The sequence below is a fragment of the Streptomyces aurantiacus genome (assembly GCF_001418335.1).
Lineage (GTDB): Bacteria > Actinomycetota > Actinomycetes > Streptomycetales > Streptomycetaceae > Streptomyces > Streptomyces aurantiacus.
This window is the reverse complement of record NZ_LIPP01000022.1, coordinates 26,404-42,036: the sequence shown is the minus strand read 5'-3', so window position 1 is coordinate 42,036 and position 15,633 is coordinate 26,404. Positions and strand designations below refer to the sequence as shown.

Sequence of the window (15,633 nt, the reverse complement as noted above, 5' to 3'; positions counted from 1 at the left end):
TTCAACTATCGGTCGTACCCGGACCGTTGACAAAGCGGAGACGGGCTAGAAACCTGTGGGCGTAGTTTCCGCAAAGAATCGACTGGACTGCTCAATTTGTGGGCAAGTTCGGCGCATGCCTCAACGGCCGCTCCTCTCCCTCTTCGCACTCCCGTGCCCGCCCGGCGTGCCCGGCCTGTCCGCCGCACTCCCGCTCCCCCACAGAACAACGGAACAGAGGACCCCATGAGATGGAGACACCTCGGCCGCCGGTCACTGACCGGCGCCGCCATAGCCGCGCTCATGACGACGGGGCTGATACCGCTGGCCTTCACGTCGAGCGCCCACGCGGCCACCGCCCCGGACGACACCGCGCGGTCGAAGGCGGCGGCCGACGTCAACCTCGCCCTCGGACGTCCGGCCACGGCGGGCGGCTCGAACGGCTCCTACACCGCCGGGAACGTCACCGACGGCGCCCAGGCGTCCTACTGGGAAGGGCCCGCCGGGTCCTTCCCGCAGTGGGTCCAGGTCGACCTCGGCGCGACCCGCACCGTCGACCAGGTGGTACTCAAACTGCCCGCCGCCTGGGAGAGCCGTAACCAGACCCTCTCCCTCCAAGGCAGCACCGACGGCTCCGACTTCCGTACTCTCGCGGCCTCCACCGGCCAGGCGTTCGACCCCGCGCGGGCCAACACCGTCCCGGTGGACCTCGCCTCCCCGGCCGAGGCACGCTACGTCCGCGTGAACATCACCGGGAACACCGGCTGGAACGCCGCTCAGCTCTCCGAGCTGGAGGTGAACGGCGACGACGACGGCACCACACCGGTGCCCGACGGCACCAACCTGGCGCGCAACAAGCCGGTCGAGGCCACCTCGTCGGTCCAGAACTTCGTCGCCGCGAACGCCACCGACGACTCCACCTCCACCTACTGGGAGGCGGCAGGGCATCCCTCCGACCTGACCGTCGAGCTCGGCGCCGACGCCGACGTGGACGCCGTGGTGGTCAAGCTCAACCCGGACCAGGTGTGGGCGGCCAGGACCCAGAGCATCCAGGTCCTTGGCCGGGCGAACTCGGCGAGCGGATTCACCTCGCTGCGCGACCGCGCCGACTACGCGTTCAGCCCCTCCCGGGACGACAACTCGGTGACCATCCCCGTCACCGGCCGCTGGTCGGACGTCCGGCTCCGGTTCTTCTCCAACACCGGGGCGCCCGGCGGCCAGGTCGCCGAGTTCCAGGTCGTCGGGACCGCCGCACCCGCACCCGACCTGACCGTCACAGGCCTTGACTGGACACCCGCCGCCCCGTCCGAGCGGGACGCGGTGACCGTGAACGCCACCGTCCGCAACGCGGGCACCGCGCGCTCGGCCGCCACGACCGTCGAAGCCAGTGTGGAGGGAACGGTCGCCGGCAGCGGAACCGTACCCGCGCTCGAACCGGGCGCGTCCACCACCGTGGCCGTCGCCGCGGGCACCCGCCCGGCCGGTGACTACACCATCTCCGCCGCGGTCGACCCGCGCGGCACGGTCGCCGAGCTCGACGACACCAACAACAGCCGCACCGCCGCGAACCGGCTGGTCGTCAGCCAGGCCCCAGGCCCGGACCTCGAAGTCGGCGGCATCACCACCAACCCGGCCAACCCGGCCGTCGGCTCGCCCGTCTCCTTCACCGTCGCCGTGCACAACCGCGGCACCACCGCGGCGGCGGCCGGCTCGGTGACGAGACTGCAGGCCGGCTCCACCACACTCAACGGCACGACCGGGCAGGTGGCGTCCGGAGCCACGGTCGACGTGGCGATCAGCGGGACCTGGACGGCGACCGGCGGCGGGGCCACCCTCACCGCGACCGCCGACGCCACCGGCGTCGTCAGTGAGACGAACGAGAACAACAACGTGCTGGCCAAGTCCCTCGTCGTCGGCCGCGGCGCCGCCGTCCCGTACACCGAGCTGGAGGCGGAGGACGGCCGCTACCAGGGCACCCTCCTGACCACCGACGCCAAGCGGACCTTCGGGCACACCAACTTCGCCACCGAGTCCTCGGGCCGCGAATCCGTCCGGCTCAATTCCGCCGGCCAGTTCGTCGAGTTCACCTCGACCTCACCCTCCAACTCGATCGTGGTGCGCAACTCCGTCCCGGACGCCGCGAACGGCGGCGGAGCGGAGGCCACGATCAGTCTGTACGCCGACGACACCTTCGTGCAGAAGCTGAACCTGTCGTCGAAGCACAGCTGGCTGTACGGGAACACCGACCAGCCCGAGGGACTGACCAACACACCCGGCGGTGACGCCCGGCGCCTGTTCGACGAGTCGCACGCGCTGCTGACCCGGAGCTACCCGGCAGGCACCAAGTTCCGCCTGCAGCGGGACGAGGGCGACAGGGCCGCGTTCTACATCATCGACCTGGTCGACCTGGAGCAGGTCGCACCCGCGGCCGACAAGCCGGCCAACTGCACCTCCATCACCGAGTACGGCGCCGTCCCGAACGACGGGATCGACGACACCGACGCCCTCCAGCGGGCGGTCACGGCCGACCAGAACGGCCAGATCTCCTGCGTCTGGATCCCCTCCGGGCAGTGGCGCCAGGAACAGAAGATCCTCACCGACGACCCGCTGAACCGCGGCGAGTTCAACCAGGTCGGCATCCGGGACGTCACCATCCGGGGCGCCGGCATGTGGCACTCCCAGCTCTACACACTCACCCCGCCCCACCAGGCCGGAGGCATCAACCACCCGCACGAGGGCAACTTCGGCTTCGACATCGACCACAACACCCAGATCTCCGACATCGCCATCTTCGGCTCGGGCACCATCCGCGGCGGCGACGGCAACGCCGAGGGCGGCGTGGGTCTCAACGGCCGCTTCGGCAAGGGCACGAAGATCACCAACGTGTGGATCGAGCACGCCAACGTCGGTGTGTGGGCCGGCCGCGACTACTCCAACATCCCCGAACTGTGGGGTCCCGGCGACCAGTTGGAGTTCACCGGCGTACGTATCCGCAACACCTACGCCGACGGCATCAACTTCGCCAACGGCACCCGCAACTCCACCGTGTACAACTCGTCCTTCCGCAACACCGGTGACGACGCGCTCGCCGTCTGGGCCAGCAAGTACGTGAAGGACACCTCGGTGGACGTCGGCCACGACAACCACTTCCGCAACAACACGATCCAGTTGCCGTGGCGGGCCAACGGCATCGCGGTGTACGGCGGTTACGGCAACACCATCGAGAACAACGTCGTCGCCGACACGATGAACTACCCCGGCATCATGCTGGCCACCGACCACGACCCGCTCCCGTTCTCCGGGCAGACCCTCATCGCGGGCAACGCCCTGCACCGGACAGGTGGCGCGTTCTGGAACGAGGACCAGGAGTTCGGCGCCATCACCCTCTTCGCGCAGGGCCAGGACATCCCCGGCGTGACCATCCGTGACACCGAGATCCACGACTCGACGTACGACGGCATCCAGTTCAAGACGGGTGGCGGCGCGATGCCGGGCGTGAAGATCACCGACGTGAAGATCGACGGGTCGAACAACGGCTCCGGCATCCTCGCGATGAGCGGGGCCCGCGGCAGCGCGACCCTGACGAACGTCACGATCACCGACTCGGCCGAAGGGAGCGTACTGATCGAGCCGGGCTCACAGTTCACCATCACCGGCACACCCAACTCGGCGTCGGCGGCCCGTATGAACCGCTGAGCCAAGCACCGGAGACACACGAGAGACACTCGTGTTCCGCGCCCGCCCTTTCCACAAGGGCGGGCGCTTCGCGTTGCCCGCACCGTGGCGAGGAAGGCTCCATTGCGTTCATAATGCGCTTTGATGTATTCGGATCGCGCACATCACAAGGATCCAGCGACCTGGCCTTATGCCCAAATCGTCACATTGGACACCGATAGATCGAGTTCAAGCCATAGACAGAGACATGCGCCATCCGTACGATGAACATCCTGTTCAAGATACGTAACAAACGAAGGAGCTTCATGCCTACAGCCGAAGACACGCGGCCGGTCCCCCCGGCCGTCCTGTCGGCCCTGACCGGTGCGGTGGACCTGCACTGCCACTCGGGTCCCAGCCCCTTCCCGCGACGGCTGAACCACGTCGAGGCCGCCCATGACGGAGCGCGGATCGGTATGCGGGCGATCCTCGTCAAGTCGCATCACCACAACACGGTGATGGACCTGCTCGCCATGGAGACATGGCTCGCGGACGCCCCCACCCCGGTGTACGGAGGAGTCGCGCTCAACACGGAGGTCGGTGGCGTCAACCCGTCGGCCGTGGCGATGAGCCTGCGCATGGGCGGACGCTGCGTCTGGGCGCCGACCACGTGTGCCCGGCAGCACATCGACCACCACAGCCACGCCGCCGCCGGCGGCTTCCCCAGTGCGGCCATCGACCTGCTGGAGAAGGAAGTGTCGATCTTCGACGCGTCGGGGGAGGTCTCGGCGGACACGGCCGCGGTCGTCGGTCTCGTCGCGGAGACCGGCACCCTGCTCACCGGCGGGCACCTGGACACCGAGTCGATGAAGGCCCTCTTCTCGGTCGCCGAGAGCAAGGGAGTGCGGCGCCTGCTCGTCCAGCACCCCGACTTCATCGTGGGCGCCTCCGAGAGCGACATCGAGGAACTGCTGGGTTTCGGCGCCTACATCGAGCACGAGATCGCCATGTACCACCCCGAGGTGACCGCCGTGGGATGGCCCGTACAGCGGCTGGTGGACTGGATCGACCGGGTCGGTCCCGAGCGGACCGTCATCTCCTCGGACCTCGGCCAGAAGGGCAACCCGCTGCCCGTCGACGGTTACATCTACCTCGTCGGAGCACTGCTCGACCACGGTGTGGCCGAGAAGGACATCCGCACGATGATCGCGGCCAACCCCGCGTTCCTGCTGGGTCTGGAGGACAGCCCGTCGTGATCAACGCCGACCCAGTGATCATCAGCGTCGCGGTGACGGGCTCGGTCCACGTGCCGTCGCAGAGCGACCACCTTCCGATCACGCCCCAGGAGATCGTCACGGAGGCCCTCGCCGCCGCGGAGGCCGGGGCGGCCGTCATCCATCTGCACGCCAGGCATCCCGAGGACGGCCGGCCCGCCTTCGAACCGAGCGTGTTCGAGGAGATCATCCCGCCGATCGTCGCCCGGAGCGACGCGGTCATCAACATCACGACCGGCGGCGCGTCGTCGATGACGATCGAGGAACGCCTCGCCGCGGCGACACGGTTCAGCCCCGAACTTGCCTCGCTCAACATGGGGTCGATGAACTTCGTCTACTCCGGCATCGCCGACCGGGTCACCCACTGGAAACACTCGTGGGAGGAGCCCTATGTGCGGAACACCTACCGCAGCCCGTTCATCAACTCCTTCGAGCAGATCGAGTACGCGCTGCGGGAACTGGGCGAACGGGGCGGGACCAGGTTCGAGTACGAGTGCTACGACATCGGGCACCTGTACACCCTCGCCCACTTCGCCGAACGAGGGCTGGCCGAACCGCCGTTCCTCATCCAGGGCGTCTTCGGGGTGCTCGGCGGAATCGGGGCCGATCACGCCAACCTCACGCACATGGTCGCCATCGCCGACAAGCTCTTCGGCGACGACTACCACTTCTCCGCCTTCGCCGCGGGGCGCCACCAGATGCAGTTCTGCACCCACAGCGCATGGCTGGGCGGTCACGTACGCGTGGGTCTTGAGGACAACCTCTACATCGGCAAGGGCGCCAAGGCGACCAGCAATGCCCAACAGGTCCGTAAGGTCCGGGAGACCCTCACCGACCTGGGCAAACAGATCGCGACACCGGCCGACGTCCGCCGGATGCTGGCCCTCAAGGGCGCGCACGACAGCACGCTGCAACCGATACGAGAGGCATCGAGATGACCAGCTACGCCAAGGACGACATCCGGTCGCAACTGGCGAGCGTCCCACCCACGCAGGTGACGATCGATCCGGCCACTCCGATCTCAAGGGCCCAGTACCTGGAGTTCACCGAACTCGCGCCCACCGCGGTCAGCCCCGCCGGCAGCCGCACCTGGGTGACACGCGGCCAGAACGTCGTGCTCGTGTGGACCGACGCGGTCGCGGGCGACCGTTTCTCCCGCGAGGGGCAGCCCGACGAGTACGCCGTACTCATGCACTCCGGCAGCGCCTCGCTCCGGGTCACCGCCGGCGGTGACCGACAGGAGGTGGCCGAGGAGGCGTTCGTCGTGGTGCCACCGGGTGACAGTGCCATCGAGGCGCTGACCGACGGGCCCGTCATCCGGCTGTTCTCCGCCGTAGCCGAGGATCTGGGCGGCACGGCGGTCAACTCCGACGTGTACGCCGGACCGGACCCACGCTGCGCTCCGCTCGTACCGTGGCCGGACCCGGTGGGCGGCTTCCGGCTGCGCGTCTACCGGCTCGCTGACACACCCATCAGCGAGGGGCGGTTCGGCCGGATCTTCCGCACCACCAACCTCATGGTGAACTTCCTCGCCGAGGAGCCCACCCCGCGCAACCCCATCAAGCTCTCCCCGCACTCCCACGACGACTTCGAGCAGCTGTCCCTGGCGGTCAAGGGTGAGTTCATCCACCACATCCAGTACCCGTGGGGCCCCGACTCGACCCAGTGGCGGCCCGAGGAGCACGGCCGGGTCGGATCGCCGTCGATCACCGTCATCCCGCCGCCCGCCGTCCACACGACCCAGGGCGTCGGCTCCCACCAGCAACTGATCGACATCTTCTCGCCGCCGCGCCAGGACTTCTCCGCCCGCCCCGGCTGGATCCTCAACGAAACCGACTACCCGGCCCGCTGACCGCGCCGCACAAGCTGGAAGGGGACGAGGATGTCCTCGGTCAATATCAAGTGGTCGCGTTGGTTCCCCCTGGTACCGGCACTGGCCCTGCTCACCGGCATTCTGCTGGTGCCGCTGGGCAAGACCCTCGTCGACAGCGTCTCGACCCCCGCCTGGACGCTCAAGAACTACAGCAACCTCTTCACCGACGGCGTGACCATGACGGTGCTCGGGCGCACGGCGCTGACCGCCGCGACCGTGACGGCCATCGCGCTGCTGCTCGGGTATCCCTACGCGTATCTGATGACCCGGGTGGGCCCGCGCGCCCGCGGCATCCTCCTGGTGATCGTCCTGATCCCCTTCTGGACCTCGGTGATGGCACGCAACTTCGCGTGGGTGATCATCCTCCAGGACGGCGGGCCGGTGCAGAGCCTGTTCGAACTGCTCGGGGCCGACCACGTCGTCCTGTACGGCACGACCGCCGGCGTGACGATCGCCATGACGCAGGTGATGCTCCCGTTCATGGTGCTGCCGCTGTTCAGCACCCTCGGCTCCATCGACCGGAGACTGCTGCTCGCCGCGAGGGGGCTCGGATCGTCTCCGACCGCGGCGTTCTGGAAGGTCTTCTGGCCGCTGTCCCGGGGCGGGGTGATGGCCGGCGTGGTCCTGGTGTTCACCCTCAGCCTCGGGTTCTACGTGACGCCGGCGCTGCTCGGATCGCCGCAGGAGTCGCTCGTCGCCCAACTGCTCGCCCAGCGGACGACCCTCCTGCTCGACTTCCCCGCCGCGGGGGCGCTCGGCATCGTCGTACTGATCGTCACCCTCGTGCTCGTCGCATGGGCGAACCGGGTGGGCGGCACCGTGTCCGCGATCGGTGTGGTCGCGACGAGTCGACCGAAGGACCGCCCGTGACCAGCCCGACGAAAATCGGCCAAGTGAAGACGGTCCAGGTGGACACCGGCCCGGCGCTCTCTCGTCGGCGCTACACGAAGGTCGACCCGATCCCGTGGTGGCTCAAGGTGCTCGGCGGGCTCGTCGTCGCCTTCTTCGTCCTGCCGACCCTGGTCGTCATCCCGATGAGCTTCAGCGACGCGACGACGTTCCAGTTCCCCCCGAAGGGGTTCTCGTGGCGGCTGTACGAGAACTTCTTCACCAATCCGGTCTGGCTCGACGCCCTGGGCAACTCGTTCCTGGTCGCCACGCTCACCGCGGTGCTGGCCACGGTGGTGGGCACCGCGGCCGCCGTCGCACTGTCCAGACTCCAGGGACGGACGGCCCAGTTCGTCCGCACCTTGCTGATGGTGCCGATCGTCGCCCCTGCGATCGTCGTGGCGGTCGCGGTGTACATCTCCTTCCTCCGCTGGCAGCTCACCGGCACGGTGACCGGATACGTACTGGCCCACACCGCGATCGCCGTGCCGTACATGATCGTCTCCGTCACCGGGGCGCTCGGCGGGTTCGACCCGCAACTGCTGAAGGCCTCCGCGTCGCTCGGCGCCTCGCCCCTGCGGTCGTTCGTCCGCGTGACGATGCCGCTGATCAGCCGCGGCATCCTGACGGGCGCGATCTTCGCGTTCATCGTCTCGTTCGACGAGGTCGTCATCGCGCTGTTCCTGCGGTCCCCGACCTTCCAGACCATGCCCGTGCAGATGTACAACAGCGTCACCGTCGAGATCGACCCGACGATCTCCGCGGCGTCGAGCCTGATGGTCGCGGCCGTGACCATCATCTTCATCCTGCCCCAACTGCGTCGCGGCCGGCGTGGCCGCCGACAGGAGAGCCATGCCGATGACACGTGAGACCACGGTGAAGGCCACCGAGCCGTCGTCCGGGACCGGACTCGGCACCGAGATCCGGCTGGCCGGCGTCACCAAGGACTACGGGCTCGCCTCGCCCGCGGTCGACGACATCTCACTGACGATCGAACCCGGCGAGTTCATGACGCTGCTCGGACCGAGCGGCTCGGGCAAGACGACCACCCTCAACCTCGTCGCCGGGTTCGAAACACTCACCGCGGGCACCATCTCGCTCAACGGGGCCGATGTGGGCAACGTGCCGCCGCACCGGCGGAACCTCGGCATGCTGTTCCAGAACTACGCGCTGTTCCCGCACATGTCGGTCGCGCAGAACGTCGCCTACCCGCTGCGCGAACGCAAGGCCGGCAAGGAGGAGATCGCCCGCAAGGTCGCGGACGTACTCGAACTCGTGCAGCTGACAGGGCGCGACGGCGACTATCCCTCGCAGCTCTCCGGTGGGCAGCAGCAACGCGTCGCGCTGGCCCGTGCGATCGTCTTCGAGCCCAAGGCGCTCCTGCTGGACGAGCCGCTGGGCGCGCTCGACCGCAACCTGCGGTCGGCGCTGCAGGTGGAGATCCGGCGGATCCATCGCGAGGTGGGATCGACGTTCGTCTTCGTGACGCACGACCAGGAGGAGGCGATGAACCTCTCCGACCGGATCGCGCTGTTCAACAACGGCCACATCGAACAGATCGGCACACCGCAGCAGCTGTACACCGAGCCCGAGACCCTGTTCACCGCACGGTTCCTCGGCGACTCGAACGTCTTCGAGCTGGGGCAGGCCGCACTCGACGAGAAGGTCGCCCAGGACGGCGAGAGCTGGATCGTCGAGCCCGGCACCGTCGCCGCGCATCCCGGCGTGCGCGCGAGCAGCGCGATCGTCGTGCGGCCCGAGGACGTCGAGGTCGCGGGCAGCCGCGACGCCGTGCCCTCGGGTGCCAACGCCGTACGGGCGACGGTGCGCGACGTCGAGTACATGGGCTCGTACCGCACACTGCTGCTCGCCATGGGTGCCGGCGGGCTCCCCGGCCGCGCGCGTACCAGCGCGCTCCGCGGCGAGTACGCCATCGGCGACACCGTCGTCATCTGGTGGTGGCCGCGCGCCCAGCGGATCGTCGCGGCCTGACCCCGCACCGGCCCCGCACCGACCACCTCACGGCACACCCGCCCGGCCGGCAAGCAGGCCGACCCGGCAGGGATCAGCACCCCTTGACCGTCGTGTTCGTATCACGGTGCTGATAGTCGGATAGTGAACATCACCGGATCGACGTGATCCGACAAGCCCTTCAGGAGAGGTAAGACCATGCTGTCCAGATCGAGAACCGCCCTTGTGGGCGTCAGTTTCACCGCGGTGGCGACACTACTCGCCGGCTGCGGGTCCAGTGACGGGACGGGGTCGGACGGCGGCCCGGAGAAGCTCACCTACGTCGCGTACGGCGGCTCCGGCCAGGAAGCGATGATCAAGGCTCACCAGAAGCCCTTCACCGCCGCGAACCCCGACGTGACCTTCATCAACTCGTCGCCGGCCGACGTCGCCCAGGTGAAGGCCCAGGTACTGGGCGGTGCCGTCAAGTGGGACGTCGTCTCGGTGGCGCCCGCGGCGGCGGAGCAGCACTGCGGGAAGCTCTTCGAGAAGCTGAGTGTGCCCAAGCTCGACCCCAAGGACCTGGTCGCCGACGGAGTCGGCGAGTGCTACGTCGGCAACTTCACGAACGCGAACATCTTCGGCTACAACGCCGACGCCTACTCCGACGCGGCGAAGGCACCCAGGACGCTCAAGGACTTCTTCGACACCAAGAAGTTCCCCGGCAAGCGCGGCGTCCTGAGCAACCCGCAGAACGGGCTCCTGGAGTTCGCGCTGCTCGCGGACGGTGTCGCGCCGGACAAGCTCTACCCGCTCGACATCGACCGCGCCCTGAAGAAGTGGTCCACCATCCGCAAGGACACCTATTTCGCGCCGAACGTGGGCGCGATCCAGCAGGCGGCGGCCTCCGGCCAGGTCGACCTGTTCCTGGCGCCCGACTCGCGGATGATCGCGCTGCTCGACGAGAAGAAGAACGTCAAGATGGTGTGGGACATGAGTGTGGCGTCGGTCAACGGACTGGCCGTGCCGCGCGGTTCGAAGCACAAGGCCACCGCGGAGAAGTTCCTGGAGTCGGTGGCGCAGCCGGCGGCGTCGGCGAAGATCTCCGAGCTCCTCGGGACCGTGCCGGTCAACCGCAAGGCCAAGCCGCAGCTGAGCGCGAACGCCAAGCTCGTCGAGGCGGGCGGACCGGTGAACACCGGCGAGGTCGTGTACCAGAATGTCCAGTGGTACGCGAAGAACTGGGACACGGTCACGACCAAGGTCACCAACTGGCTGGTGGGCTGAGATGTGCCCCCTACACCCACGCATCGCGCCAGTTCATCCCTTGATGTGAACTACAGTTCAGCCATGGTGAACATTGATTCCAGTGGCGAGGCTTCCGGTTCCGACATCCAGGCGGTCCAGCGGGTCGGCCAGATCTGTGCGCTCTTCGACCCGCAGACGACAGAGCTGACCGCGGCCGATGTGGCCGAGCGCCTGGGCCTGAACCGGACGACGGCCTACCGCTACTGCACCTCGCTCGTCACGGCCGGCATCCTGGAGCGCGGGCACCGTCGCGGCACCTTCGTCCTGGGCGGTCTGATGCTGCAGCTCGGGATGCACGCCCTGCAACGACGTGTGATCAAGATCGCGCCGCCGTACCTGGCGAAGCTCAGTACGTCCGTGCGGACGACGACGGTCCTCGCCGCCTGGGGGGCGCGCGGACCCGTCGTGGCGCTCGTCCACGAGGACCTCAGCCGCACCGTCGTCGTGACGGTGCACGCCGGCACCCAACTCGACCTGACCTCGGCGCAGATGCGGGTCTTCCTGGCCTTCCAGGACGAGCAGGCGTTCGCCCGGGCCACCGAGGGCATCTCGGACGCCAAGCGGGCCGAGCTGGAGGCCGGGGTCTTCATGGTCCGGCGCACCGGCTACAGCATCGTGAGCCACTCCGACGGCCTGTTCGCCGCGGCGGCGCCCGTGTTCGACGAGTACGGCATCTGCGCGACCGTCGCACTGCTCGGGGCCGACCAGATGGCCGACCTCTCGGCCGGGTCACCGACACTCACCACGCTCACGAACACCGCTGCCGCACTCAGCGAGGAAATGGGCCGCAGCCGAGAGAGGAATCCAGTTGCCAACCTATGACGAGCTGGCCGCGGCCGAGGTCGCCGGTTCGAGCTGGGACGTCTTCGGACGTGACGACCAGCTGGGCACCGTGAACTTCCTGACCCCCGAGCGGGTGGCCGCGGCGGCCCGCCTGGTCCGCACCGGCCGCCGGTTCGGCCTCGACTACCCCGTCAACGCCTTCGAGCCGTATCCGACGGGGACCAGGCCCCGTACCGAGCACCACATCTTCGCCAACAACGAGTTCCACCGCGACGACTGGCTCGACTCGTTCTATCTGCAGTCCACCTCGCAGCTCGACTCGCTGCGGCACATCGGGCATCCGGAGCACGGCTTCTACGGAGGGCTCCCGGCGTCCGGCAACGACGAGAACTCCACGTCGCTCGGCATCCACAACTGGGCCAGGTCGGGCATCGCAGGGCGTGGCGTTCTGCTCGACGTCCCGCGCTTCTTCGCACGGGAGGGCAGGCCGTACGACTGCGAGCAGACGATCGCGCTCGACGACGTGACCATCGAGGCGGTGGCGCGGTCGCAGGGCGTCACCTGGCGAGGCGGAGACATGCTGCTGCTGCGCACCGGGTGGGCCGAGAACTACACGGCCAAGTCGGCCGAGGAACGCGTCGAGTTCAACAAGCGCAACAAGTCGCCGGGCCTGGCCCAGCGGGAGTCGGTCGTGCGCTGGCTCTGGGACCACGAGATCGCGCTCGTCGCCGGCGACAATCCGGCGGTCGAGGCCGATCCCGTGACCGAGTCCGACTTCCGGTCCGCCGGCGACCGGCCCCCGGAGCGGGGCGTGGATCACAGCGGGATGCTGCACCGTCCGCTCATCGCGCTGCTCGGCATGGCGCTGGGCGAGCTGTGGAAGCTCGACGACCTCGCCGCCGACTGTGCCGCCGACGGCGTCTACGAGTTCTTCCTGACGTGCAAGCCGCTGAACCTGGTCGGCGGAGTGGGCTCGCCGCCGAACGCGCTCGCGCTCAAGTAGGGCGCCGGCCGCAGCCGCTCCGGCACTCGTACAGCCGACCGCCGGCGCCTCCACCGCATCCCCGCATCCCCGCATGCACAAGCAAGCACCCCAGGCATCGCACGAACAGGAGAACCATGACGTACGGCACGGCCGGAACACTCCGGCTTCCGACGCGCATCCACTTCGGCTTCGGGGCGCGGGCGCAACTGGGCGAGGTACTGCGCCTGTCCGGCCGCCGGGTCCTCGCGATCGTCGACCCGTTCCTGAACGATGCCCCGATCTTCGGCGAGACGATCGCGGGGCTGAAGGCCGACGGGTTCGACGTCGCCGTGTACAGCGACATCCTGCCCGAGCTCCCGATCGCGTCGCTGGACGCCGCCGCGGCGTTCGCGCGCAGATACGGACCCGACGTCGTCCTCGCCGTCGGCGGGGGAAGCGCGCTGGACGCGGCGAAGCTGGTCGGGCTGCTCGCCACGCACGGCGGGCCGCTGAGCCGGTACTACGGGGAGAACCTGGTCCCCGGCCCGTCGCTGCCGCTCGTCGCCGTCCCCACCACCGCCGGAACCGGTTCCGAGGTGACCCCCGTCGCCGTGGTGTCCGACCCGGAACGCGAGACGAAGGTGGGGATCTCCAGCCCGTACCTGATTCCCACCACGGCGATCGTCGACCCCGAGTTCACCATGGGCGCGCCCCGGAGCGTGACCGCGTTCGCGGGTATCGACGCCCTGGTGCACGCGGTGGAATCGTTCACCGCGGTCGAGCCCGAACCGTCGTGGGGCTCCACCCTTCCCGTCTTCACCGGCAGGAACGTCTTCTCCGACGTCATGGCGCCGCGTGCGGTGGAGCTTCTCGGCACCTCGCTGGCGGTGGCGGTCGACGATCCCGGCAACCGCCGTGCCCGGCAGGAGGTCGCCCTCGGCAGCCTCCTCGCCGGCATCTCGTTCGGTGCCACCGGCACCCACCTCTCGCACGCCCTCCAGTACCCGATCGGCGCGGCCACCAAGACGCCGCACGGGCTCGGCACCGGAATGCTCCTCCCGTACGTGCTGCAGGCGTGCCTCGCCGACGCCGGGGCCGTCGAACGGATCGCCGTGGTCGGCGGCGCACTGGGGTCCACGGCGAGCACCCCCGACGCCAGGGCCCGGGACGCCATCTCGTCGATCGCCGCCCTGGGCCGCGCGATCGGCGTACCGGCGTCACTGGAGGAGATCGGGATCTCCCGGCGGCAACTGCCTCAGCTCGCCGAACTGGCGTCGCGTTCGGCACGGCTGGTCGCGATAGCGCCGATACCCGCACCGCCGGCTCTGCTGCTCGACATCCTCGAACAGGCCCACGCCGGCTCTCTCACGTCTCGCACGTCTCGCACGTCTCGCACGGAACGGAGCGACTCATGACCCTTCTCGCCGACCTCTTCATCGACGGCGTGTGGCGTCCGGGCGGTGGGGGTGAGCGTTTCGACGTGATCGATCCATGCGACCTGTCCGTCATCACCCGCTTCGCCGCCGCCACCGAGGACGACTGCATGGCCGCAGTCGACGCGGCCGCCGAGGCGCAGACCTCTTGGGCGGCAACCGCTCCGCGGGAGCGCGGCGAGTTGCTGCGTGCCGCCTACGACGTGCTCACCGAGGAGGTCGAGCGGTTCGCGGAGATCATCGTGCGCGAGAACGGGAAGTCCTGGTCCGACGCGATCGGGGAGGCCAACTACGCCAAGGAGTTCTTCCGCTGGTTCGCCGAGGAGGCGGTGCGGATTCCCGGGGAGTACCGCCTCTCGCCGGCCGGGGACAAGCGCATCGTCGTCGACCGGCAGCCGATCGGTGTGTCCCTGCTGATCACCCCGTGGAACTTCCCCGCGGCCATGGCGACACGCAAGCTCGCTCCCGCGCTGGCGGCCGGCTGCACGACGATCCTCAAGCCCGCCCGGGAGACCCCGCTGACGGCGGCGTACATGGTCGAGGTGCTGCGCCGTGTCGGGGTGCCCAGCGGCGTGGTCAACCTGGTGACGCCGGTGCCGACGGCCGCGCCCGTGGCCAAGATGATCAACAGGCCGGAGGTACGGAAGCTGTCGTTCACCGGATCGACCGAGGTCGGGCGCGATCTGCTGCACGTCTGCGCCGACAGCGTGGTCAGCGCCTCGATGGAACTCGGCGGGAACGCGCCGCTCGTCGTACTCCCCGGCGCCGACATGGACGTGACCGTCGAGGGGACGTTGCTCGCGAAGATGCGTAACGGCGGCGCGGCGTGCACGGCAGCCAACCGCGTCTACGTGCACAGCTCGCGGCACGACGAGTTCGTGGAGCGGCTGACCGCCGAGCTGGCCGCGCTGTCCGTCGGTCCCGGCCTCGACCGCTCACGACAGGTCGGAGCACTCGTCTCGATCGCCGAGCGCGACAAGGTCGCGGCGCTCGTCGAGACCGCCGTCTCGGAGGGAGCCACCCTCGTCCACGGCGGCAAGTCCGCCGAGCAGGGCGCCTTCTACGACGTGACACTCCTGACGGACGTGCGGCACGGTTCGGGCATCACCAGGACGGAGATCTTCGGCCCGGTGGTGGCGGTCGTGCGGTACGACGACGTCGACGAGGCGGTGCGGATGGCGAACGACACCGTCTACGGCCTGATGGCGTACGTGTTCGGCGAGGAGCGTGAAGCCATGGCGGTGGCCGGCCGGCTGGACGCGGGCATGGTCGCGGTCAACCGCGGGGTCGTGAGCGATCCGGCGGCGCCCTTCGGCGGGGTGAAGCAGAGCGGACTCGGCCGGGAGGGCGGCTCGGACGGCATCCTGGAGTTCCTGGAGGAGAAGTACATCGCTCTGAGCGCGCACGCGTAGGGCGTCTCGTGTCGGGAACGGATCAAGCCGCTGCTACCGCCGGTCGCCACCCGCGGCAGGCGATGGCGTGATCACCGCCAGGTGATCAACGCGATCCTGTGGAAGCTGCGCGTAT

At 68.9% G+C, this 15,633-nt stretch carries 12 protein-coding genes and 1 pseudogene; all 13 read left to right on the top strand.

Features of this window, described 5'->3' with window-relative positions; translation table 11 throughout:
- The first annotated feature begins 225 nt into the window (after positions 1-225).
- Entirely contained in the window at positions 226-3,675 is a 3,450-nt protein-coding gene (locus AOK01_RS03010; protein WP_055508063.1) for a CARDB domain-containing protein, read from the top strand.
- A 284-nt stretch (positions 3,676-3,959) separates the two neighbouring features.
- On the top strand, positions 3,960-4,889 hold the full coding sequence (locus AOK01_RS03005) for a DUF6282 family protein (RefSeq protein ID WP_055508061.1): 930 nt from the start codon (positions 3,960-3,962) through the stop codon (positions 4,887-4,889).
- Positions 4,886-5,845 carry a 3,5-dioxohexanoate:acetyl-CoA acetone transferase gene (gene kce / locus AOK01_RS03000; RefSeq protein WP_055508060.1) on the top strand — a complete coding sequence of 320 codons (960 nt, stop codon included), beginning with the start codon at positions 4,886-4,888 and terminating at the stop codon, positions 5,843-5,845. The genes AOK01_RS03005 and kce overlap by 4 nt, the downstream gene beginning before the upstream one ends.
- Positions 5,842-6,759, top strand: a complete 918-nt coding sequence (locus tag AOK01_RS02995; RefSeq protein WP_055508058.1) for a cupin domain-containing protein — start codon at positions 5,842-5,844, stop codon at positions 6,757-6,759. Before kce ends, AOK01_RS02995 begins: the two co-directional genes overlap by 4 nt.
- A gap of 30 nt (positions 6,760-6,789) precedes the next feature.
- A complete protein-coding gene (locus AOK01_RS02990; RefSeq protein WP_055508056.1) occupies positions 6,790-7,650 on the top strand; it encodes an ABC transporter permease in 861 nt (286 codons plus the stop codon).
- Complete coding sequence (locus AOK01_RS02985) at positions 7,647-8,537, top strand: ABC transporter permease (protein ID WP_157871172.1); 891 nt, start codon at positions 7,647-7,649, stop codon at positions 8,535-8,537. The genes AOK01_RS02990 and AOK01_RS02985 overlap by 4 nt, the downstream gene beginning before the upstream one ends.
- Entirely contained in the window at positions 8,527-9,660 is a 1,134-nt protein-coding gene (locus AOK01_RS02980) for an ABC transporter ATP-binding protein (protein WP_079103126.1), read from the top strand. The genes AOK01_RS02985 and AOK01_RS02980 overlap by 11 nt, the downstream gene beginning before the upstream one ends.
- A 225-nt stretch (positions 9,661-9,885) precedes the next feature.
- On the top strand, positions 9,886-10,905 hold the full coding sequence (locus AOK01_RS02975; protein ID WP_157871171.1) for an extracellular solute-binding protein: 1,020 nt from the start codon (positions 9,886-9,888) through the stop codon (positions 10,903-10,905).
- A gap of 63 nt (positions 10,906-10,968) precedes the next feature.
- Positions 10,969-11,748: an IclR family transcriptional regulator gene (locus AOK01_RS02970; RefSeq protein WP_055508052.1), complete on the top strand. Its 780-nt coding sequence runs from the start codon at positions 10,969-10,971 to the stop codon at positions 11,746-11,748.
- Complete coding sequence (locus tag AOK01_RS02965; RefSeq protein ID WP_055508050.1) at positions 11,735-12,712, top strand: cyclase family protein; 978 nt, start codon at positions 11,735-11,737, stop codon at positions 12,710-12,712. The genes AOK01_RS02970 and AOK01_RS02965 overlap by 14 nt, the downstream gene beginning before the upstream one ends.
- Before the next feature lie 116 nt (positions 12,713-12,828).
- Positions 12,829-14,088: an iron-containing alcohol dehydrogenase gene (locus AOK01_RS02960; protein ID WP_055508048.1), complete on the top strand. Its 1,260-nt coding sequence runs from the start codon at positions 12,829-12,831 to the stop codon at positions 14,086-14,088.
- Positions 14,085-15,518, top strand: coding sequence for an NAD-dependent succinate-semialdehyde dehydrogenase (locus AOK01_RS02955; RefSeq protein ID WP_055508046.1), 1,434 nt, complete (start codon positions 14,085-14,087; stop codon positions 15,516-15,518). The genes AOK01_RS02960 and AOK01_RS02955 overlap by 4 nt, the downstream gene beginning before the upstream one ends.
- A gap of 21 nt (positions 15,519-15,539) precedes the next feature.
- Positions 15,540-15,629 (top strand): annotated as a pseudogene (locus AOK01_RS44300) (IS5/IS1182 family transposase); the annotation flags it as partial.
- Between the last annotated feature and the right edge of the window lie 4 nt (positions 15,630-15,633).